The sequence below is a fragment of the Adlercreutzia sp. ZJ304 genome (assembly GCF_011039075.1).
GTDB lineage: Bacteria > Actinomycetota > Coriobacteriia > Coriobacteriales > Eggerthellaceae > Adlercreutzia_A.
Genome location: NZ_JAAKEG010000012.1, coordinates 11,930 through 34,252, shown reverse-complemented (window position 1 = coordinate 34,252; position 22,323 = coordinate 11,930). Strand labels below are relative to the sequence as shown.

The window sequence follows — 22,323 nt, the reverse complement described above, 5'->3', positions numbered from 1 at the left end:
TTTTATGCTTGATTCGAAATCTTCTATTCGATTGTCAAAGTGCTAGTTGTCAAAATGTTTCATGTGAAACATTTGCAATGTGGGGTGGACGAAGGTTGGATTTTGGCGCACTTTGCCCTACCCACATGCATGTGTTTACCTAAAATGCCCGCTAGAGCACTGTTATTAGATTGTTGGTCGGGCAGAGTTTTACTAACCCATCCCTACCCGACCGATAGGTTCAATTTTTATAAGATTGCTAAATTGCTACTTACGACTGCCCACCTTTAGAAACAGAAGCAGGGATGTAATGCTCTGCCCATGCTGGCTACGAATGTACCATCGTCAAAAAGAACATTAGGATACTCCGGGATAAGATTCATTGTATTTCCAGATAAACCCTCATATGCAGCGACACCTTTCTCGCCGCCAAAAGGATACAAAGATCTAAACATTGGTCCCTGACCCATATCACCCGGAAAACCATCGTCGTATCTCATTAAATTTATATAATCAAGATACCATTTTCTATTAGCTGCAGCATCTTTAGGTGTGGATATGAATTCTCTATCAAGATCACTATAGAATTTGTACGGCTGAACTGTTATTGATGGTTGCTCAGTTCCATCAGATGAACCTTCGTATTTTAGCCACGCCCATTTATCAACTTCTATTGCACCGCATGAAATAATTATATTTTCACTACCAAAAGTCTCTGCGTAACTTGCTATAAATAGTCGCTCTTTATTCAAAGCAGCTATTTTGCTTGGTGCTGAAACCTGATCGCAAGCTTCAGCATTTGTGCTAGCAAACTTTCCAATTTGCACAATTCTGGATTGCATATCACTTGGAATTGCGTTCCAGATTTCATTTGTATCGGTACCAAATTCCTCATTGTTATACTGATCATCTGGATTGCCCGGATTCATAATTGCACGTATCCAAGACGCTTTATAACCATTATTTGCCGCAATTTCCGCACTTTTATACATCTGCAAATTCGCATTTGGATTTTTGTTATACGCATTTTTAAACTGGAAAGTAATTCCAGCTTTTCTGTTATTTTCGGTGTCGTAGTCGTAAAGTGTATCTAAAATACGCAGACGATAAACCGATTCTTTTGCTATTGTAATAGGACTTCCGATAGTATATTGCTTCGTAGGATCGGCAAGTGTGGCATCGTCGGGCAATGTCCACTTAGTGCGGCATTCGTAGTCTTCGCCTTCGTCGCTTTCTATGAACTGCTGATACATATCGTAGTATAGCGACTGTTTTTCTTTTCCAGCACCACTAGCATTTAGTTCTGATAACTGTGTTGCAGACTTTTTCACCTGATCGAGTGAATAAACCTGCTTTGACGCAGCATCACGCAAGTAAAATACCGTATTGGACACCTGATCGAAAAGCGCTTCGCAATTACCCGCACTTTCAACTTCGTTAGCTTTCTTCGTTAATCTTTCATCACCAATTGGGGCGCAGCGACCGAATGTGAATTTTACTGTGCCGAGGTCTTGACGAACACGACTGTCATAAGACTGAGCTGCATCTGGATTAATTGCAGCATTGCATAAACCGTTGCCTAAGTTTATGCGATAGTTCACATTTGTTGTGCTGCCTTGAGGAACGGCAATAAGCTTATTTATTGATTGATCCTGTATTTTTAGTTTGTTGGTGTCGCCATTATTAGCATAACCGAAGTGTATGGCTTCACTATCAGCCTTACTGGCGTCCCATACGCTAAATAGCCTTTGGTTTTTGTCTCCCGTATTCAGCGCAGCCTTATCAGTTGTACTCTTCACTACAACAGGGATGGTACCACTGGCTCCATAATTTGCCGGCGCATTACACTCAACTTCATACACGCTAAGCCCTAGTGTGCCACCATTTTGGAAATAGCTGGTAGTACTCATGAAGTTGGTAGGGTTATTAATGTCGTATGGGTTTTCCTTACTACCAAATGTAACTTTGAAAGGCGCAGTAACGCTTATTACAGGCGGTGTGTCTGTGCTGCCTTCGGCAGCTAGCGCTTGCGTATCTGCACCGCCCACCATAGGCACCACGGGCACCATAGTAAGCGACAACGCCAACGCTGACGCTATGCAAGCCACTTTCTTTGGTATTGCTGTTGCTTTCATCTTGTTCCCTTCTTCGAAAGTTACGCCTTGACTTATGTCAATTTCCCAAGCGATACAATCGAACTTTTCCCGATGCTTAAATTTCCGAACCCGCCATTACTGCCGGCGGATTGCAAGCAGCCACATTGGAGCTGCGCGGCTTCTCTTGCGCCGCTGAAAAATGCTATTTACCAATGGCAACCCCTAACCTGTAGTACTATTAGCTTGGAATGTATAGATGACCTTCACGATGTCGTGCTCGGTTGTATGCGCGTCTATGCCGCTTTTGAACGACTCGGTTAGCTTGGTTTTTGTTGCAAGATCTAGCGTAAATTGCACGTCTAGCTTGTTGTTTTCGCCTGATGGAACCACGAAACTACCGGCGGTGACAGGTTTAGAATTAACGGTGTCGCCGTAGCCAAATGTAATTGCATCAGATGCACTATCGGCGGTTCTTAAGCCAAACATTTCTGTCTGGTTAAGCGCCGTACCGGTGCGCGGCTGCAAGATTGCGCCAACACCTTCATCGGTGCCTTCGCATTTCACATTTGTAAGTTGGACATTCTGTCCATCGGTAGAGCGGTTTTCGAAGTAGCAATTGGCAACAAGCACGGCGCCTTCAGTATCTGTGTTGGCGTTTACATCGTATCCGTTGGTGCTTGTTGCAGTTGTGTCAAACACGGCACGCATAGGCACAGCCACAGTAATTTGTGCGGCAGAGCGAACTGTGCCCCCAACAGAATAAGTGCCTGTTTCTTGCGCCACGCCCAAATTCTTTAGCTGGCGCTGCACTGTAGAAAATGTTGGCGCTGGTGCTGTGGCGCGCGCCGCATCCTGCCCCATACGTAAAGCCGCAGGAGACAGCTGCAAGTTACGCATTTGCTGCTGACCAGCCACCACTTCTGGCACCTGCAAGCGCAAGTCGATATCTATGCGCCACTCGCCTTCGCGCTTGGCAGACACCGTGTAGTTTTCAGTATCTATGCTGATAGCGGCAGCTTTATAACTAAACGCAACCTCTATATTGCCCGGCGCTTCAAAGTAGCCGTCTTCGCCAAACATTGGCAGCTGATCTCCTACCGCCAAGTTAGACAGCGAATCGGAAAACTTCACGCCATACGGATACAGATGATTGCCGCTTGCAGTTAAGCCGGTCTTCCATGCGTATTCGCCGGTTGTGCTGTGCGGCACATAAACCGACACATTGCGGCACCCAGCCAGCGCATCGGCGGCAACATCTTTCGCGTTGTTGTTCAGAGCCACAATTACCGTGTCGGCAAGACCCGCAAACGCCTGACTGCCAACAGTCTCAAGACCCGTGGGCAGCACCACGCTGCACAGCCCAGTATTCGCGAATGCGTTTGCGCCAATGCTGCTAAGACCGCCCGGAAACTGCACTGTTGCTAAGCTGGCGCAATTCTCGAAGGCAGAGGCACCAATAGAGGTTACAGTTGCCGGCAGATTCACCGTTACCAAGTTTTCGCAGCCTTGGAATGCGGCGTCCTGCACAGCCGACACTGTATATTCCACGCCGTTTAAGATGCCGTATTCGGGCACTTGCATTGCTGCATCGGGCTTGCTTTCGCCCACCCATCCGACAGAGAGCGTGTAGTCGGGCAGCATTGTGAACGCGAAACCCGACTGCCCGTCTTCTGGAGTAATGGTGTCGCCGGGCTGGGCGGGTTCGGTGAACTTGGTAAAGCCAGCAGCGCGCCATGCAGCGGCTGCGGATTCAAAATTGTCTGCCGACACGCGAAACGCGACGTTGGCGTTTTCTATAGTTTGCGAGTTGAACGCAGGGATGCCTTCGCCGGTTTCGCTGGCTCCGCCGGTTTCGCCGGTTTCGCCGGTTTCGCCACCTTCGCCACCTTGCGGGCTGAAAATGCTGCCCACATTACCGCCAGCCACGATGGTAGCTAAATTGGGACAACCCCAAAAAGCGCCTTCAGCTATGGCTGTGCAATTAGCGTCTATTACAACGCTTGTGCCTATGCCGGCAGGCGCGGCAAGCAAAGTAAGCGTGTCATCGGTTGCGCCGGCAGAGTTGATATTTTTGCTATATAGAATCCCATTTCGAGTTACCAGAGACGCATCAAGCGTGCTCCCTGCAGGAAAACTAAGGCCAGAAAGCTTTATGCAACGGGTAATTACGCAAGCAGGGACAGCGGCCAAAGATTCAGGGAGCACGGCGATGCCCTCCATACCCTCTGGGACAAGGAGGAGGCAAGTTTGCGCTGCGTCTAGCAGCATGCCGTTATTGCTTTTGTAGTTTTGATTGCCCTCGGCAACAGTTATTGCCTGAGCATTGGGGAATAATTGGAAGAAAGCTAAATCGATTTCTTCGACTGTAGCCGGAATTGTAATTGAGGTTACCTCAGGTGCTTTTTCCGCATCGGTAAAATATTCGGTTGTGTAAGGATTTAGTTCTGCAGCGTTTTCGCCATTTGCAGCAGGCGCGTTTGCTGCAGTCGCATTTGCAGCGGTTACATTTGCTGCAGTCGCATTCGCGGCGGTTGCATTTGCGGCGGGCGCATTTTCACCCGTACCTTCATTGGTAGTTGCCGCGTTAGCGGTCGAAAAATTTTTAAAATTTTGGGGATCAACCTGACCAGAGGTTAATTCACTGAACCCCCCCCAGCAATTTTCGACAGATGTAACCGTAAAGGACTTGCTGCCGTATTTCACAACCTGCGGGATGACAAATTCGCCCTTCGGCGCAGCTGTTGACCAACCCACTAATGAAACCGTATCCGGCGCAGCTTGGTTGATTTCAAAATTCAAACCGTTGTAGCTAATCAGAGTTTGCTGCAATTCGGCTTCATTGGTAAGAGCAATATTGCCAGAAACTATTTCAGGTTCAGCGTCGGTCTGATGAAGCGTGACATTAGACGCTACCCTTTGGTCATCAACTTCGCTAGAAGAATCAGCACTATCAGCAAAAGCTGCAATAGGCATAAACCCGCATGCCAACGACATTGCAAGCATGCCAGATATGACCCTAGAGGGCATACTCAAGGTAGGCATAGTGAAACTCGTCCCTTTTATGTGCTGCGCTGCTTCATTGCGCCGAAGCGCTATTTTCCCGAAAAATGAAGCGGTGCTTTTCCCGATACTTCAACGATGCTAGGCATCGCCAGTCCGTAAAATAACACGCCCCGCCCTTTCCTGACAGGAGTGAAGTTTCAAATTCATAATTAACTCATAAACGAAAAGTGTAAGTATGTGTGTTATTAACACCAGAAACTTCGCAACTCAACTGCAATCCAAGGAAATATCCAAGCCCCTTCCGCCGCAGAAATACAAATACAAAGTCGGTTGAAGCTTCCTAGTTCAAAAAAGTTAGAAAAATGGTCAAAACTTCCAGCTTTCCACTGTGAAAAGCACAGAATAGCCCCTATAGATGCACCATCAAATGCTGTTTGCCCAGTGTTCTCCACAATTCAAGCCAGCTATACGGCAATCCGACCGTGGAAAGTCGGAAGTTTTGACCACTTTTGCCAATTTCCTAAAGCAACTGCAAAAGGTTGCGCCCTGTTTACCCGAACCTCAAAAGCGACTCATCGCTTAAAAAGTCCACCAATCTCAGATGAACAATACCGCTTCGGCTCAACGCAATGGGATCCATAGACACAACGTACTTCGGATAGTTGTCGTTAACGTAATCATAGGCGCCGAACTCGCGCTCGATCGTATATTTATCTGACATAAGATATGCCACCTGAATATAACAACGTCCACCATCGCTTTCCGCTATGAAGTCAATCTCGCCACGGTGGGTCTTCCCAATATAAACGCGCATACCCCGCGAAAGAAGCTCGTTAAGAACAACTGTTTCTACGACACAACTCCATTCATCCTTAACCCGGTTTTTTCTCATGTGAAAGAAACCCAGATCGCAGACGTATTCCTTAGTCTCGAAAGCCAGTTTTTTCTTGCCGCGAATATCGTAGCGCTCGATTCTGTTCACCACATACGATTCCTCAATCGCCCTTAGCAAGTCGTAAACCGTAGGAGCAGAAACGCTTCTGGCAGAATCAGAGAGCGCCTTGGCAATGTTGTTTCCCGATACCGTCGCAGAAGAGTTACCAATCAAAAAATCGAGCACGTTCTCCAATGCGATCGGCGATGCGATATGGTTGCGCTGGATAATATCCCGCAGAACAATCGAACTGTACAGATTATCCAAGACCACTCGCCGCGACTCGTCCTCGTGCTGAGCGCAGACCAAAGGAAAGCCGCCCCATATAAGATATTCCTGTAGAAGATCTTCCCTGCTCTGATGCTGATTACCCACCGCACCTTCGCTAAGTTCCCACTCTCGATACATCATAAACTCGCGAAAGTTAAAGCTCCCGAGCAACCACAGCCGCCTCCCTGATAGTATTAAATTATTTTAATACTATCAGATAATTCCATAGCAAATTAAAATATTTTAATTTGTCTCCTAAAAAAGAGAAGTATTTCCTAAAAGAAACTGCTCTAAAGGCGCGTCGTTTGAACCTACTACAATCAGTTTTGCATGTGGATATTGACGCAGAAATTCGGTTGTACCTTTTAGCGATTTAACACGTCCGCTCTTAACCTCAATAGCGGTTACAGCCTCTCCGTTATGTAAAACAAAATCTACTTCGCTGTTATTCTCGCGCCACCAGTAAACATCGAAGCGCTCCTTGATTGACCTTGCCAAAAGATAGGCGCCTACCGCACTTTCAACAAGATGACCTCTGCGTTCAGGATCGGTTAATAGATATTCGCGATTAAGCCCATAAACGGCAGTCATAAGAGAAGTGTCGTATACCATCAATCTAGGCGAACTGGCTTTCTGGCGCAGCAATTTTGGGTCGTGTTTCTGCAAACCGCAAAGAAGACCTGCGCCGTTTAGCAATTCGAGATAATGGGCAAGTGTGGTCGCATTGCCCGCATCGTCCAGCTGCCCAAGCATTTTGCGATACGACAGCTCTTGCCCAGAATAAGGAGCGCCCAGATAAAAGAGCCGCCGCATAAGAGCCGGCTTACGCACTTCATCAAGCGAAATTACATCACGAGAAATACTGGGCTCTATAACGGCATCGTTCATATAATCCAGCCACCTAGACTTATCCGAAATAAGCTGCGCACTGGCAGGATAACCCCCATAGAAAAGGAAATCGTCGAGAGAATACCCAAAAGCGGAACGGCATTCCAAATAATCCCAGTGCGTGCTACGAATAATTTCAAATCTGCCAGTAAGCCCTTCTTTTAACCCTTTTTGCAGCAAAAGAGACGACGGTCCGCTAAGCGCAACACGAAGGTCTATTCCCGACCAAGAATCTTCATCCCAAAGCTCTTTTACCACTGCAGACCATTGGTCAACCAACTGCACTTCATCAATTATTAATAAGGCGACAGGATTATCAGGCGATATCATGTTGCGCGCCTGCGTCCATTGAGCCCGCAGCCAATCTCGACTGGATGAATCGATACTGGCAAGTGCTATGTGCTGAGGGATAGATATCTTTTTGACAGCTTGCCGAAGAGCGGTGCTTTTACCGGTTTGCCTAGGTCCCACAAGCATTTGGATGAATCGCCGAGGCGCTTCTAGGCGGTCTACCAAAGTGTTTACGACTGAACGTTCATATGGGCATACCGTCATTTTGTCCTCCTATTGAACAAATTTGTTCAATAGTAAAACAAATTTGTTCAATAGGGTATACACACGATGCACAAAATTGAAAAAGCACGCGGCATTACAGACTTGCGGAAGATTTTTTACGTAAAAATAGGGCTTTCGCTTAGGTATCTCTCCGTTCGCGCACGCCCCGTCGTAACTGTTTATATATTATAGAAAACGACGATCGCACGGAAGGCTTCGCTTATTTTGCAAGCTTTTTTCTAACTTTTTTAAGGTAATCACGCTTGAAAGTAGTAGCAGATAATCCAAAGAACACCTCGTCGGTGGAGGTAATTTCGCAAGCATCAAACTTTAAAGCCGTAAGTTCAAGCGTGCACAAATAATCCGCCACCTGACTTAGCCTATACTCTTTCGGCGAAGCATTTCTATACATAAGAGCCTGCTTGGAAAGTTCGTATTCGAACGCAGCATGCAGCGCATTGGTGATTGTCTGCTGACCATCATCGTAATAGATCTTTACTTTGTCGAACGACTGAAAATAATCAAGATTATTGGAAAGAAAAACAACAAGATCTTTTTTCAAACGAGCAATATACTTGCTCTCCCCCTGCACCTCACTTCGCTTATATGCAAAGAATGTATATCGAAATGGAAGACAAGAGTAACAAGACGATATTTAGATGTACCGCCCATCCCGCCTGATTCATCACAAAATATTGATAGCTCTCGCACTAAATTCCTTCTCAGATAGCAAGATGCCGAAGGATAACCTTCGGCGACTTGGTAGAAGCACTATTCGTACCTCCAAAAAGTATTGTTTCATAAGCGGCCCGTATATGCAACCTGCTCAACAGCAACAACGCCATAAAAATATTCTTTATGCCTTCAAGAAGTTTTCTAAAGAAAGAAAGAAACGACCACCCGGAGGTGGTCGTTGTAGTTTGAAACGGTATGAAAAATATCCTTTTTACAGGTCTTTCTTCCATAGCCCGTGGATGTTGCAATACTCATATACCGACACAGCGCGCTCACCTTCGCCAAGATAAAAATCTGCACAAGGAGCATCGCTAGAAGCAAGTGGATGAATTTCATACGATGCATCTTTTACCAAGCAAATGAACTGGATGTAATGTTCAGGAGTCATCGGGTGATCGACGCTGCCAATGTTTACGTGCACGCAATTACCTTCAATGCTTACCTCTGGAACGTGCTTCTCAAGCGCTGCATCGGTAGTGTCGGGCACAAGCAGCACCATTGGCTCGCCACAGCAGACCAGCGGCACTCCGCTATCTACAGCTTTCAGCGCTATATTCCCACAATGCTCACACTTATAAAATTTAATCTCCATAACTGCCTCTTTTCGCTTTGATGTAATAACCTGATTATTTTATCCTGAACATCTGCGTAAATGCAGCATGCATTCAGCTTTGTTAGCTTCGTGTTAATTTATGCCACGTTCAACTTTGTTAGCGCCAAACTTGCCGCATTACGCATTAATTTACGCAGCTTCCTCAGATTCTTCCGGCATCCCTTGCGACCCCAGCTGCGCAAGTTGTTTCTTTCGGGCATACACAAGAAATATCACACCCGCCAAAATAAGCGGCACGCTTAGAATTTGCCCCATAGTTAGCCAGCCGCCAAAAATGTAGCCGAGATGAATATCGGGCTGTCGTACAAATTCTATTAGGAAGCGGAAAACGCCATACATTACCAGAAAGCAACCTAGAAAAGTTCCGCGCGGACGCGGCGGCAGCTTGCGCGAAAGAGCAAACAACACAATAAAAATAACTAATCCCTCAAGCACGCCTTCATACAGCTGTGTCGGATGCCTAGGAATATTGCCAGCCGCACCACCAAACACAACACCAATAGCCAAATCGGTTGGCGCGCCCCACAACTCTCCGTTAATGAAATTCGCAAATCTGCCGAAAAACAAACCAAGAGGCGCAGCTATAACACCCAAGTCTGCCAATGTGAGATAAGGAATATGCGTAATTTTTGCCACTACTATTCCCGCAAGAAGCGCACCTATAAGCCCACCGTGGAAGCTCATGCCGCCCTGATTTACCGCCAAAATGTCTAGCGGATGCGTGAAATAATAGCCTTCACCATAAAACAGGCAGTATCCCAAACGAGCGCCCACAATAATACCAATCATCACGCACAACATTATGGTCAGTATATCTTCAATAGTGAAATTCAGCTTCCAGTGTTTAGCTGTGCGATATATCAAAAAACCAGCAAGCGCAAAACCCAACACATACGCAATACCATACCAACGTACAGCAATAGGTCCTATCTGAAAAGCAATAGGATCTATAGCGTGATAAAGGGCATTAAGCATAGTTATCCCTGCGCACGCTTATGACCCATACCGGCATTAACTTTTTCAGCCGCATGCGTAACTTCATTAGCAAGACACGATGGAATGGGGCGCAAAAGAGAAATCTTGCGACCGCACGCAGAGCAATGAATTGTAAATAGCCCCAAATCGGCACGCAAGACCATCAAAGATTCGTAATCTAACATATTCAGGTGCGCAGATGCACAATGCGGACATACAAAAGAATACATCTCGTTAGCCATTTGCACACCTCCTTAATTACGCCAGCATTGCGCCGACCACTAAACGCCAACTACTAAAGTATAAACCTATTCGGATTGCCTTTGCGCACATAGCCCTCTGGGCGGTCAGCCACATTGGGACCATTCTTTAAAAAGAATTCGCAAAACCGGCATATTTCCTTATTGGCAAAATCGTAGTCGCGATCTGGGTTCAGCAGTAAATCTAAATCGTCGCAAACAACATGCGACGGGCGCGTACATGCGGCAAAATGACAATCGGCAGGGCAAGGTTCTCCGGGTATATTATGCGGGCACCTGCCCTGCATTTCGTCATCGCAACCGCGTATTTCCCAACAAGCTGCCACTATGCAGGCTGACCTCCGAAAAACGACGCAGCATCAAAGTCGGCTGGAATATCTGATGAACGCACGCCCTTTACCTCGGGAATGCGATCCTTCAAAATGCGCTCAACGCCATTAGCCAGCGTTATTTGCGACATAGGGCAACCCTTGCAAGCGCCCTGCAATTCCACAACAACAATGCCATCGTCGGTTATGTCAACAAGTTCAACATCGCCACCATCAGCCTGCAGGCTGGGACGAATCTGGTCAAGAACTTCCGAAACTTTTTCTCTATCTAGCATATTAACTCCAATCAAATGTAGATGCTTTTCTCGGGAATCATAACACAGACGGCTACGCCGCAGGAGTCCAATCGGAGCCCACGATGGAAATCACATCGGCACTGGAATGATAAAAGTCGCCACCGTTCACAACGCGACCGCATCCAAGCGCCTCTACCACAGCTTTGGCTGCGCTTGCTTTGTCGGGCGAAGTGTAAACAACCAGCGTTTCTTTATATATCGTATTGTCATTTGTGTTGCCCACGCCGGTTACTTGATACCCTGCGCCTCGCAATATGTCAGCCATCTGAGATGCGGCACCTGTTGTAAGCGTACCGTTGCGAACTTCTACAGTTGTCTGACCTGTATCAACATTTTGCACCGCTGCATCAAGTGCATTCGGGTCTTCGCCAGACTTTATTTTTTCCATCATCTTTTCCCATTCAGATGTGCTCGGATTATATCCAGCCAAGCCATCCGATGTGGTCATATCGCTACCGGGAACAACGCATTGCCAAACGCTGGCTTCATTAAACGGACTGAAGGTTTCAGACAATTCCAACAAATCGGAAGCTGTTAGGTCGGTATCGATATATTTACTAGCATCGCTAACCATTGAGGCTAAGTCTAGCCCCTGCCCTTCCGTTGCGCGCTGAATTAGCGTACAGATGAAACTGACGCGATTCGCCGCCACACTAGATAGACCACCCGGCACATTTATAGCGCGCAAAAATTGCAGCGCCTGTGCGCCATCTAGTCTAATTTCGCCAGCAGGTAGCACTTTTGTGCCCGAATAAGGGTCGTCAATTTCGGTGGCTAAATTCACCATAACGCCGCCCATCATGTCAACCATAGCTTCTATGCCGCCCGCCGTGGTGGTTACATAATGATTAATGCTTACACCGGCGAAGTCTGCCACACGACGCACTAGCTCGGCTTCACCGCCACTCTCTTGCGCCTTATATAAGGGGTGATATTCGCCATTGCTAAACCGCACCAAAGTATTTGATGGAATTGTTGCGAAAATTATGCTGTGGGCAGATTCGTCTACGCGCACTAATATGTAGCCTAAAGTATGCTCGGGCGTATCGTAGCTTTTAGGGGCGCTGGGCGATATACCAAGATTGGCTGAGCAGAGTATGTAGTAGGGCTTGTTGGCTTCCGCCGCCACAAGCCCTTCTTTGGCGTTCGACGGCGCCAAGTCTAACTTAGCGTTTGTGTTTGCGAAATAAGCGTAAACGCCCACACCTATTGCAATGGCTAGAACTACAACAGCCGCAATAATGCCGAAGAAAATGTTTTGATGCTTGCGTTTGCGCCGCACGTCTTCTACAAGCGTGGCGGTTGGTCGCCTAGCAGAAACGCTAGGTCCGCTAGCGTGGCGACCGTAGGAAACAGACCTAACCTTCGACTTGACCTTTCTTCTAGCCATAAGCTAAATGCCGGTCGATCTTCGAATTACATCGGCACCTAGCGCCGAGAGTTTTCCTACATAGTTCTCATAACCGCGATCTATATGCCCAACACCGTGCACCGTAGTGTAGCCATCAGCCACAATGCCCGCTAAAACAAGTGCCGCACCAGCGCGCAAATCGGTTGCAGACACAGGCGCGCCCTGTATTTTGTCTACACCGCGAATAACCGCATGATGGTCTTCCAAAACAATGCTAGCGCCCATACGCATTAATTCGGCAGCGAACATAAAACGGTTCTCAAATACATTTTCAGTTATAACGGAAAGCCCATTCCCTAAAGCTGCTAACAGCATAAACTGCGCCTGAAGATCGGTCGGAAAGCCGGGGTGCGGAAGCGTTTGTATCTCTATTGCCCCTAAAGGCTGAGTGCGGCGCACACTTATCCAATCTTGCCCCGTTTCCACAATGCAGCCAAACGCGCGCAATTTCGTTATTGCCATGCGTAAATACGCCGGGTCTACCCCTCTTACGCGCACAGGTCCGCCGGTAAGAGCACCTCCAGCCAAAAATGTGCCAGCCTCAATGCGATCGCCAATTGTAACGTGGTCGCACGGGTGCAAACTAGAGCAAGGAACGCCTTCCACGTGGATGCTAGACGTGCCTATACCAGTTATGCAAGCCCCCATTTCGTTAAGCATGTTGCACAAGTCGGCTATTTCGGGTTCGCGGGCAGCATTGTCTATAACCGTGCAGCCCTGCGCACATACAGCCGCCATCAGCATATTTTCAGTAGCGCCTACACTAGGAAATTCCAGAGTTACTTCAGTGCCGCGCAAACCATTTGGCGTGTGCGCAACTATAACACCGTGGTCCACATCGAATTGAACGCCCAAAGCTTCTAGCCCTACTAGGTGCATGTCTATATTGCGTGCCCCTATCTGGCACCCACCGGGCATTGCCACACGCGCCTCGCCAAAACGCCCAATAAGCGGACCTAGCACAGCTATGCTAGCCCGCATCTTAGTAACCAATTTGTACGGAGTTTCGTTACATTTCACATCGGATGTATCTATAGACATTGAATGCCCGTCGCGCTGTATGTGCGCGCCCAAATATTCAAGGACTTCACACATGACATCAATATCATCGATACTGGGAACGTTTTTAAGCACGGTTTTGCCGTGCCCTAAGATAGAAGCTGCCATTAGCTTCAACGCTGAATTTTTGGCTCCGGAAACGGCGACTTCGCCTTGAAGCCGCCCGTTTCCGTGAACAATTATGACTTCATTACTTGAACTCATAAAATATAAAGACCTCTCATCCAGACAAGCTAGCGAGAAGTACAGCGCCTATTCACCAAGCGCAAAGCGCAGGAAACCAGCAATCTTAATAGTGCCGCCCATTTCCTTAGCGCAATTGTCAACATATTCACGCACGGTGATATCGCTATTCTTTACGAAAGCCTGCTCTGATAAGCAATTTTCCTTGTAGAACTTCTCCATGCGACCCTTTGCAATATTCTCTTGAATATTAGCTGGTTTGCCAGATTCAGCTGCCTGAGCCTTATAGATTTCCATCTCGTGTGCCGCTACGTCGGCTGGAACGCTTTCGCGAGTAGCAGAAACCGGGTTAATAGCAGCAACCTGCATTGCAACATCGCGACCACAAACTTGGAACGCCTCAGAGGTTGGATCTATACCCTCTACCTCAAAGTTAACCAAAACGCCAATCTTGCCACCGCCGTGAATGTAGCTTGCTACAGCAGGTGCTTCAACTGTGCCCACGCGGGAAAGCTGGCAATTTTCACCCATTACATGAATGCAGTCGGTTAGCACGGCTTCGACCGTTTCACCATCGGCATCACTTGCCTTTAGTTGCTCTACATCGCAGCCGGGGTTGTTAAGAGCAGCCTTAGCAATGCGCTCGGCATAGCCCTTGAATTTCTCGTTCATACCAACAAAGTCAGTCTCGCAGTTAAGCTCTATAACAGCGCCTTTCGTGCAAGAATCGTCAACGATAGCCATAACGGTGCCTTCGTTGGTGGCACGACCTGCTTTCTTAGCTACAGCAGCCAAGCCGCGGGTACGCAGTACGTCAACAGCAGCATCCATATCGCCGTCGGCTTCTTGCAGAGCCTTTTTGCACTCCATCATGCCTGCGCCAGTCATCTCGCGCAAATCTTTAACCATAGAGGCGGTTATATTCGCCATTGTTTCCTCCGGTCTATCGTTTGGGCAAGAAAAGCCCAACTACATTACTATTTCTCTTCCTTAGCAGCTTGTGCATCGGCACCCTGAGCATCGGCAGTCTGTGCGTCAGCGTTTTGCGTATCGGCTGGCTGCGCCGCCATTTCCACAGCGCTAACATCGGCACCTGTGCCAGCTATAACAGCATCGGCAACAAATTCGCACAGCAGCTTCACGCTACGGATAGCATCGTCGTTTGCGGGGATGCCATAATCTACATCATCAGGATCGCAGTTGGTATCAAGAGTGCCGACCACAGGAATGTTCAAACGATGAGCTTCGTGGACGGCTATTTCCTCTCGGCATGTGTCTATAACAAACACAGCTTCGGGAACACGCTTCATGTTGCGAATACCATTAAGGTTTGCTTGCAGCTTGGCTAGCTCTTTGCGCTTCAAGATTTGCTCTTTCTTGGGCAGCATAGCCATGCGACCATCGGCTTCTTGCGCTTCAAGGTCTTCCATGTAGCTTACGCGACTGCGGATAGTAGCAAAGTTGGTTAGCATGCCGCCTAACCAGCGAGAATTTACATACGGCATACCGCAACGATTAGCCGCATCAGCAATAGATTCCTGAGCTTGTTTCTTTGTGCCCACAAACAAAACGGTGCCACCCTTGCGAGTAAGCTCGGAAACGTAGCTGTAAACCTTGTCTAGCCCAACTAGAGTTTGCTTTAGGTCGATGATATAAATATCGCCACGGCTTCCAAAAATGTAGGGCTTCATCTTAGGGTTCCAGCGGCGAGTCTGATGACCGAAATGTGCACCGGCATCAAGTAGCGATTGAATACTTACCTTCGTAGGCGTTGCCATACTTTTCTCCATTCGTTAGTCCTCTGCGTATGGTCTTCCCCGCAAGCCGCAGCCTTTTTCAAGCGGCCACTAGCGACAGCAGGTCGCACACGCATGTGTAATAGTAGAAACCGCAGAATTATAACACTAAGTTAAAGTTATAGCGAATGAACAAATGGCGGCGTGTCTGGCACGCGAACAAGAACAGCTGCGCCGTCAGCCACATCTGGTGCCGGGATAACAAGTTTTCCGCTGGTGAAAACCCCAGCTTCTACGCTGCCCTCTATTGCGGATGCTTCGCCGAAACAAGCTTCTACAGCCTTATGCGCTGGGTGCAAAAGCATATCGCGCGGGGTGCCCACCTGCACAAGTTTGCCATCGCACATAAAAACTATAGAGTCGCTCATGGTAAGCGCCTCGTCTGGGTCGTGCGTAACCATTATAGAAGTAATATTGAAGCGCTCGTGCAAAGATGAAACCAGTTTGCGCATCTCTTCGCGCAGCTGTTCATCAAGCCCGCTGAAGGGCTCGTCTAGCAAAAGCGCACGTGGCTTTGCCGCCAGAGCACGCGCCAGCGCCACACGTTGCTGCTGTCCGCCCGACAATTCGTAAGTGCGCCGGCTTTCATATCCGCCAAGTTGCACAGCTTCCAGCATTTCCTCAGCCACACGCATGCGCTCGGCTTTCGCCACTTTGCGCATCTTTAGAGGGAAGGCAACATTTTGCGCCACATCCATGTTGGGAAAAAGCCGTATATCTTGAAACACTATGGCTATATCGCGTTTGTGCGTAGGCGTATCATCGACGCAGCAGCCATCGAAAAGTACGCGCCCGCTGTCCTGCGAAATTAGCCCCGATATCACTTTCAGCGTGGTAGATTTGCCCGCTCCGCTTTCGCCCAAGATTGACATAAACTGCCCATCGCCCACAGTGAAGCTGACATCGTCTAGGATTGTCTTTCCGCTTAGCCGAAGCCCAATATTTTCTAGCGATAATTCCATACATAACACCTCAAATTAATTGTACAGGTTATCGCATAGCGCACGCGCCGACGTGCTTGCAGCTAAAGTAAATTTGCTGCGCATACGACCATAATTTATTCGAAGAGCAATACCCAGTTCCCAATGGCATGTCTTGCAATTGAAACATTATGCTAGCTGGGTTGATTCGCCTGCAACCAATGGTGCGCTCAACCAATGGTGCGCTCAACCCTTTATCTGCGAAGAATGCTTTGGGAAGAAATCGAAACGGGGTGGAAGCGAATGCACCTTATGAAACCCGGTATCAATTTCATGCGCTTCACATAACTCTGCATTGCTATCGAAATCGAAGTTCCAACTAAAGAATTCGTGCGCATCAAAATCCATATAGTCGCATATAGTCTCGCAGCCCTTTGGACATATAGGATGCATTAACAATGTAGCTACGCGCAATAAATAGAAGCAATCGCAAAGAAGTTGGGTGCGCTCTTTGCTTGGGGTGCTTGCGCCCTCGCCTTCAATACTGGATACTCGTTTTGCCCCATCCGCCCAAATCTTTTGTGACCAGCGTATGAACTCATCTGCTAATTGCATCACAGAATGCAGTTCAACTTTATGCATAAGCGCATCGTATTCATGTATAGTGCTTTGCGCGCGCAGCCTATATTCCTCTGTAACATGACCCACAGGCATGTAGCCATCGAAACTGCGTGCCGCCTCATAAAGACAACTGCGTGCCAAACGATTGAAAACATTTGTCAGCAACGCACCTTCTTTTTGAACAGGATCAGCTACACGTGTATCGGCACGCTGTTCGTCTGTAAGCTTAGGATCGAAAGGCTTTGGTGCAAATGCTACCGATTTCTGATCTAGACCGAGCGCTAAGAAATGCGCGCGCAGTTGCTCTACAGTGTAATATTCAAGCAAATCTTCCCCGCTAGGTGGTTTAACCGCACCCGAAGATGATGCCTTCGTCTTACCAAATAGCAAATGATGATTCGCTATTAGTTTTGTTTGACAAAGTGGCTTGGAATCGGGCAGACCAAAAACGCCACGAGAACCCAATGCCTTCCACATAGCTGGCTGCGCAACGCCGTAGAAATATAGATTATCTTGTCCGATAAATTGGTAAACTTGCGCATCTTCGCTGCACCAAAAATCGCGCCATGTATTACGCGGAAGACCCATCGCATCATTGGCAGCTATTGTAAATGAAATAGGTGCCCACAAAGATTCGGGCCAGCACCAAACCGTAAGCCCTTCAATACCCTCTAACACAGGAGATTTAACTCCCCATTCAATATTGCCAGTTATACGGAACGGTACAAGTGTCTTCGATGTGCGAAAGCGTATACCAGCGCCAGACAGCTTCTCGCAAGCTTCTTCGCGCGCTTCAATGTTTTCAAATTCTAAGCTGAAACTTTGCTTGTTACCTTCAGCTTCATGCATAACGTGCTTAGGAAGGTTAGCCGCAACGGATTCGTATTCGGAATAAAATTCGTTTTTGATAAAAATAACAGGAGCACCGAGAAACTCTTTTATAGTTTGCGGGACAACGCTGCGAATTTCATCGTCAAGTTCAAGTTCTGCAACATATTCTTTAAGGAAGTTGCGAAATGCCGGCAAGTCGAAGTACCAATTGCTGACTGGGCGCATTTCTGGAACTGTACCGCTTAAAGTAGAAATAGGATTTATTAGATCGGTTGGCTGATACTGATGCCCCAAATCGCATTCGTCGGCATAACCGTGTTCCGACTTACAGCCCTGCACAGGACAATGCCCTTGCACTTGCCTGCCATTTAGAAATGTGTTTGCCTGCGTATCGAAGAACTGCAATGTGGACAAGAGCCTTAAAGTGCCCCGCTCGTATAATCCGCGGATGAACGCATATGTTAGCTCTTGGTGTACCTCTCCTGCATGCCCAATGCCTGAGCCCTGAAATATATCAAGAGAAACATCGAATTTATTGAGAATATCAGCTTGAGCATCGTGGTTAGCTTGCACATATTCCTCTATCGTGCCGCTAAAAGTGCCCGCTTCCACCGCTTTTCGATAGCCCTCGTTTATGGGCGACCCAAAGCAGTCGGTGCCGCAGACAAAACGCACATTGCCAGCGCCAATACGATCGCGCAAAAAGCGCGCAAAAGCATCAGCAGGGATAAAAACTCCACCTATATGACCAAAATGCAAAGGCTTATTGCCATAAGGCATGCCCGCCGTTACAACAGCGCGATGCGGCCACACCATTTCGACATCTTTATCCCAGTGCACCGTTCACTTCCAATCTATCAGCTATAGCGCGAAGCGCAGCAGCGCTGTCGTTGCTTTTCTCGGATGCTCCAAGCATATCAAGAAGCTCCATCAAATCGCTTGTGTCGGACTCAAGCGAAACGGTTGGCAATTCGTGGTCAAAGCCAGCCAATTCACTTGCCTTTGAAATAGCATCTTCAAAAAGCCCTATTTCGTCGGCTAGCCCATTTTCAACAGCATCTACACCCGTAAATAGAAGACCAGTTGCCAAACTTCTAACTTCGTCTTCATCCATGTTGCGCCCATCGGCAACCGTTTGAATAAATAAATCGTTAATTTGGTCAACCATTGACTGGTACCAATTACGCTCTTCTTCAGTTAGAGGTCGCGAACCACCGCCAGCATCTTTAGAATTTGCCGACGTAATGTTATCTATATTGATTCCAAGTTTGTCGTAAAGACCCGACAAATCTGTAACCTGCATAATTACACCGATAGAACCTATTGCAGTAGTCTTATCTACAAATATGTAATCGGCTTGCGAACTTATTTCATATGCAGCGCTAGCATTTGTGGCAGCGCTTGAAACCACTATTGGCTTTTCAAAATTCTTCACGTATTCAGTCATTTCTTCGCCGGCAGTAGCCACGCCACCACCAGAATTCACGCGAAGAACAACAGCCTTTATATTGTTGTTTTCGGCAGCTCTATCAAGCATGTCTTTCAAACCCTCAGGGCTGCAAGACGTGCCGTCGTATTGAATTGTTCCATCAATGTCGATAACAGCTACGCTAGGGCTGTTTATTGAAACTGCAGGGCTTGAAGATGCTAACGATGAAAACGGATTTGCAATTGTTCCTATAGCAGCCGAGCAAGACACTACAGAAACAATACATACAACCATAATGGCAAGTGCTACAACTATGCCAACTATCCAACCCTTGCCGCTTTTGGCTTTAACTGGCTGTTGTACGCCGTATTGCTCGTTGTATGGATTGCGGTTTTCGGTTTCCATATAAACCCACTTAGAATTCGAAGTTCTCGTCTGTTCTGCCTTGATGCATCTGGGCTTTCTTCGCAGTACGCAGCAAGAATTCTGTATTTGTATCGGTCTGCTTGAGCGATTTGATTAGCATATCCATCGCGCGCTCGGTGTTGTTCATATTGGCAAGTATGCGCCGTACAGCCCAAATAAGTGGTGCCTCTTGGCTGTCAAGCAACAATTCTTCTTTGCGTGTACCAGATGACACAGGATCGATTGCCGGGAATATGCGACGATCAGCCAAATAACGATCTAGCTTCAGCTCCATATTGCCGGTGCCCTTGAATTCCTCGAATATAACTTCGTCCATCTTAGAACCGGTGTCAATAAGAGCCGATGCCAAAATAGTAAGGCTACCGCCGTTTTCAATGTTGCGGGCTGCGCCCAAGAAGCGCTTTGGCGGATACAACGCCGTGGAATCTACGCCACCGGAAAGCACGCGCCCACTTGCAGGTTGAGCCAAGTTGTAAGCGCGTGCCAAACGAGTAATAGAGTCTAGCAAGATAACAACATCTTTGCCCTGCTCTACCAAGCGCTTAGCGCGTTCTATAACAAGTTCAGCCACTTGAATATGGTTTTCGGAAGGCATGTCGAATGTGGAAGAGACAACCTCGCCCTTAATAGAGCGCTCCATATCGGTTGCTTCTTCGGGGCGTTCATCTATGCCTAAATACATCAGATGAGCTTCAGGGTTATTTGCCGTTATTGCAGCTGCAATGTCTTTTAATACGGTAGTTTTACCCGCTTTCGGCGGAGAAACAATAAGCCCGCGCTGACCTTTGCCAATAGGTGCCGCTAAATCGATAACGCGTGCGGTAATTGTATTTTTGCCGTGCTCCATAAGAAGGCGCTCGTCAGGAAATACCGGCGTAAGCTCTGAGAATTTCGGGCGACGCTCAATCTCTTCAATAGGAATTCCGTTAATAGTTAGAACTTTTTGAATGGCTGCAAACTTTTCGCCTTCACGAGCTGGACGTGTCTGACCGGTAACAAAATCGCCTTTGCGAAGACCATTGCGGCGAATTGTAGAAAGACCAACATAGACATCGTGTTCGCTTGGCAAATAGCCATCGGTGCGCAAGAAGCCGTAGCCATCTTGCAGTATGTCTAAAATGCCGCCGACCTCTAAAAAGCCTTCAGCTATGGCAAGAGTTTTGTATATCGTCTCCACCATATCGGCTTTTTTCATACCGGATGCATCTATATTCAACTCGGCGGCTTTTTCGCGCAATTCGGGAAGTTTAAGTTCTTCTAAATCTTCGCGACTAACGCTTGGAGTATATTCGCGCTGACGATTGTCGCGCTGGCGACGATTGCGATTGCGATTATTTCGATTGTTATGATTGCTGTGGTTTGTCTGATTGCTGTTCTGCTGATTTTGCTGTGTGCTATCAGCTTTTACAGAACGCTTGGGAGAACGTTCTTCGCTTGAATCTGATGTTTGATCTGCTTCGCGGTTTTGCTCAGACTCAATAGTTTCTGCTGCAACTGCAACTTCAGTTTCAGCTTCGGCGGGTTTTTCTGCTGGACCCTGAGTGGAATTATCGTCGGGTTTGGTTTCTTTGGTTTCTTTGACTTCGGTTGATTTCGCTTCTGTTTCTGCTTCTGCTTTACGAGGACGACCGCGTCTCTTTGGCTTTTCCTCAACTTCCGCTACAGTTTCCGCAGCTTCTTTAGCTTCCGCAGTCTCTTTAGCTTCTTTGGTTTCTTTAGTTGCAGCCTTCGCCCTTCTAGTGGTCTTTTTCTTTTCGGGTTCGGGCGCTGCTTCTTCCTTTTTTGCAGCGGTTTTTCTAGTGCGAGTTTTCTTCTGCGGTGCTACCTGTTCGCTGTTATCGGCAACTGTTGCCTCAGCTTCAGCCGCCTTGCGCGCTTCCATTTCCGCTTTCGTAGGACGACCGCGCTTCTTTTTAGGAGCCTCAGCCGGTGCTTCTGTAGTTTTTGTTTCGTCTGCCATCTACTTTACTTTCTCCCAGTCGTTCAGGAAGCTTTGTATACCCGCATCAGTAAGCGGATGCTTCACCATTTTTTGTAACACCGCAAAAGGAACAGTGGCTACATCGGCACCCATTAATGCGCATTTTGTTACATGATTTGCGCTGCGAATGCTGGCAGCTATAACTTCTATTTGCTCACCGTTTACGGTGCTTCCCGTAAAATCGTAATTATTGATGGCTCCCACAATCTGCGCCACCTGATCTATACCATCTTCCGATATATCGTCAAAACGACCAATAAATGGAGAAATATAACGCGCACCAGAACGCGCTGCTAACATGGCTTGCGGCACTGTGAAGCAAAGTGTCATATTTACGCGAATGCCTTCGTTAGCCAAAGTGCGCGTAGCAGCTAAACCTTCAACAATAGTTGGCACTTTCACAACAACATTAGGAGCTATAGCTGCAAGCTCGCGCCCGTCGCGCACTATTTCATCGCGCGTCATAGCTACAGTTTCAGCAGATACGGGGCAATCTGGTCCTACCGTTTCGCAAATGCGCTTTATGTGGTTCGGAAAATCAGCCAATTTGCCGCCGATGCGAGAATAGAGTGTTGGATTAGTTGTAACTCCTGCAAGCACTCCCCAAGCCGCAGCTTCTTCAATCTCGGACAAATCCGCAGTATCGAGAAAGAATTTCACATTGTTCCCTTCGTCATGAATGCCTAGGTAAATTTGACCCTTATAGGCGAATCGAATGAATTGATCGTTTGAT

The 22,323-nt window shown here is 47.5% G+C and carries 19 protein-coding genes; all 19 read right to left on the bottom strand.

The annotated features are described in order from the left end of the window. Positions 1-266 precede the first annotated feature (266 nt). Entirely contained in the window at positions 267-2,114 is a 1,848-nt protein-coding gene (locus G7Y46_RS07380; protein ID WP_165253678.1) for a hypothetical protein, read from the bottom strand. A 183-nt stretch (positions 2,115-2,297) separates the two neighbouring features. Continuing rightward, positions 2,298-5,117 (bottom strand): leucine-rich repeat domain-containing protein, encoded by a 2,820-nt coding sequence (locus tag G7Y46_RS07375; protein WP_165253676.1) that lies wholly within the window; start codon positions 5,115-5,117, stop codon positions 2,298-2,300. Between the two features lie 511 nt (positions 5,118-5,628). Beyond that, positions 5,629-6,453 (bottom strand): ATP-binding protein, encoded by an 825-nt coding sequence (locus G7Y46_RS07370; protein ID WP_206214188.1) that lies wholly within the window; start codon positions 6,451-6,453, stop codon positions 5,629-5,631. A gap of 84 nt (positions 6,454-6,537) precedes the next feature. Then, on the bottom strand, positions 6,538-7,725 hold the full coding sequence (locus tag G7Y46_RS07365) for an ATP-binding protein (protein ID WP_165253674.1): 1,188 nt from the start codon (positions 7,723-7,725) through the stop codon (positions 6,538-6,540). 220 nt (positions 7,726-7,945) lie between these two features. Further along, on the bottom strand, positions 7,946-8,317 hold the full coding sequence (locus tag G7Y46_RS07360; protein WP_206214187.1) for a hypothetical protein: 372 nt from the start codon (positions 8,315-8,317) through the stop codon (positions 7,946-7,948). Between the two features lie 354 nt (positions 8,318-8,671). Beyond that, entirely contained in the window at positions 8,672-9,052 is a 381-nt protein-coding gene (locus G7Y46_RS07355; protein ID WP_165061656.1) for a desulfoferrodoxin family protein, read from the bottom strand. A 150-nt stretch (positions 9,053-9,202) separates the two neighbouring features. Further along, positions 9,203-10,048: a prolipoprotein diacylglyceryl transferase gene (gene lgt / locus G7Y46_RS07350; protein ID WP_165061658.1), complete on the bottom strand. Its 846-nt coding sequence runs from the start codon at positions 10,046-10,048 to the stop codon at positions 9,203-9,205. Between the two features lie 2 nt (positions 10,049-10,050). Beyond that, positions 10,051-10,290 carry a UDP-N-acetylmuramoylalanyl-D-glutamate--2,6-diaminopimelate ligase gene (locus tag G7Y46_RS07345; RefSeq protein ID WP_165253672.1) on the bottom strand — a complete coding sequence of 80 codons (240 nt, stop codon included), beginning with the start codon at positions 10,288-10,290 and terminating at the stop codon, positions 10,051-10,053. 53 nt (positions 10,291-10,343) lie between these two features. Continuing rightward, positions 10,344-10,634, bottom strand: coding sequence for a hypothetical protein (locus G7Y46_RS07340; RefSeq protein WP_165061661.1), 291 nt, complete (start codon positions 10,632-10,634; stop codon positions 10,344-10,346). After that, the gene (locus tag G7Y46_RS07335) at positions 10,634-10,912 is read right to left on the bottom strand and encodes a NifU family protein (RefSeq protein WP_165061663.1); all 279 of its coding nucleotides are present in this window, start codon (positions 10,910-10,912) and stop codon (positions 10,634-10,636) included. The genes G7Y46_RS07340 and G7Y46_RS07335 overlap by 1 nt, the downstream gene beginning before the upstream one ends. A gap of 52 nt (positions 10,913-10,964) precedes the next feature. After that, complete coding sequence (locus G7Y46_RS07330; RefSeq protein WP_165253670.1) at positions 10,965-12,323, bottom strand: LCP family protein; 1,359 nt, start codon at positions 12,321-12,323, stop codon at positions 10,965-10,967. Positions 12,324-12,326: 3 nt separating this feature from the next. Continuing rightward, positions 12,327-13,607 (bottom strand): UDP-N-acetylglucosamine 1-carboxyvinyltransferase, encoded by a 1,281-nt coding sequence (gene murA, locus G7Y46_RS07325; RefSeq protein WP_165061668.1) that lies wholly within the window; start codon positions 13,605-13,607, stop codon positions 12,327-12,329. Positions 13,608-13,655: 48 nt separating this feature from the next. Next, complete coding sequence (gene tsf, locus G7Y46_RS07320) at positions 13,656-14,516, bottom strand: translation elongation factor Ts (protein ID WP_165061671.1); 861 nt, start codon at positions 14,514-14,516, stop codon at positions 13,656-13,658. Positions 14,517-14,563: 47 nt separating this feature from the next. Next, on the bottom strand, positions 14,564-15,376 hold the full coding sequence (gene rpsB / locus G7Y46_RS07315; protein WP_165253668.1) for a 30S ribosomal protein S2: 813 nt from the start codon (positions 15,374-15,376) through the stop codon (positions 14,564-14,566). 125 nt (positions 15,377-15,501) lie between these two features. After that, positions 15,502-16,344: an ABC transporter ATP-binding protein gene (locus G7Y46_RS07310; protein WP_165253666.1), complete on the bottom strand. Its 843-nt coding sequence runs from the start codon at positions 16,342-16,344 to the stop codon at positions 15,502-15,504. Positions 16,345-16,548: 204 nt separating this feature from the next. Then, positions 16,549-18,570: a class I tRNA ligase family protein gene (locus G7Y46_RS07305; RefSeq protein ID WP_165253719.1), complete on the bottom strand. Its 2,022-nt coding sequence runs from the start codon at positions 18,568-18,570 to the stop codon at positions 16,549-16,551. A 10-nt stretch (positions 18,571-18,580) separates the two neighbouring features. Continuing rightward, positions 18,581-19,588, bottom strand: a complete 1,008-nt coding sequence (gene sppA, locus G7Y46_RS07300; RefSeq protein ID WP_165253664.1) for a signal peptide peptidase SppA — start codon at positions 19,586-19,588, stop codon at positions 18,581-18,583. A gap of 10 nt (positions 19,589-19,598) precedes the next feature. Next, on the bottom strand, positions 19,599-21,569 hold the full coding sequence (rho, locus tag G7Y46_RS07295) for a transcription termination factor Rho (protein WP_241157093.1): 1,971 nt from the start codon (positions 21,567-21,569) through the stop codon (positions 19,599-19,601). After that, the gene (locus tag G7Y46_RS07290) at positions 21,570-22,250 is read right to left on the bottom strand and encodes a transaldolase family protein (RefSeq protein ID WP_165061683.1); all 681 of its coding nucleotides are present in this window, start codon (positions 22,248-22,250) and stop codon (positions 21,570-21,572) included. Between the last annotated feature and the right edge of the window lie 73 nt (positions 22,251-22,323).

Coding starts and splice junctions, on each gene's coding strand:
- G7Y46_RS07380 (WP_165253678.1), bottom strand. CDS start 2,114: ATGAAAGCAACAGCAATACCAAAGAAAGTGGCTTGCATAGCGTCAGCG.
- G7Y46_RS07375 (WP_165253676.1), bottom strand. CDS start 5,117: ATGCCTACCTTGAGTATGCCCTCTAGGGTCATATCTGGCATGCTTGCA.
- G7Y46_RS07365 (WP_165253674.1), bottom strand. CDS start 7,725: ATGACGGTATGCCCATATGAACGTTCAGTCGTAAACACTTTGGTAGAC.
- G7Y46_RS07355 (WP_165061656.1), bottom strand. CDS start 9,052: ATGGAGATTAAATTTTATAAGTGTGAGCATTGTGGGAATATAGCGCTG.
- lgt (WP_165061658.1), bottom strand. CDS start 10,048: ATGCTTAATGCCCTTTATCACGCTATAGATCCTATTGCTTTTCAGATA.
- G7Y46_RS07345 (WP_165253672.1), bottom strand. CDS start 10,290: ATGGCTAACGAGATGTATTCTTTTGTATGTCCGCATTGTGCATCTGCG.
- G7Y46_RS07335 (WP_165061663.1), bottom strand. CDS start 10,912: ATGCTAGATAGAGAAAAAGTTTCGGAAGTTCTTGACCAGATTCGTCCC.
- G7Y46_RS07330 (WP_165253670.1), bottom strand. CDS start 12,323: ATGGCTAGAAGAAAGGTCAAGTCGAAGGTTAGGTCTGTTTCCTACGGT.
- murA (WP_165061668.1), bottom strand. CDS start 13,607: ATGAGTTCAAGTAATGAAGTCATAATTGTTCACGGAAACGGGCGGCTT.
- tsf (WP_165061671.1), bottom strand. CDS start 14,516: ATGGCGAATATAACCGCCTCTATGGTTAAAGATTTGCGCGAGATGACT.
- rpsB (WP_165253668.1), bottom strand. CDS start 15,376: ATGGAGAAAAGTATGGCAACGCCTACGAAGGTAAGTATTCAATCGCTA.
- G7Y46_RS07310 (WP_165253666.1), bottom strand. CDS start 16,344: ATGGAATTATCGCTAGAAAATATTGGGCTTCGGCTAAGCGGAAAGACA.
- G7Y46_RS07305 (WP_165253719.1), bottom strand. CDS start 18,570: ATGGTGTGGCCGCATCGCGCTGTTGTAACGGCGGGCATGCCTTATGGC.
- sppA (WP_165253664.1), bottom strand. CDS start 19,588: ATGGAAACCGAAAACCGCAATCCATACAACGAGCAATACGGCGTACAA.
- rho (WP_241157093.1), bottom strand. CDS start 21,569: ATGGCAGACGAAACAAAAACTACAGAAGCACCGGCTGAGGCTCCTAAA.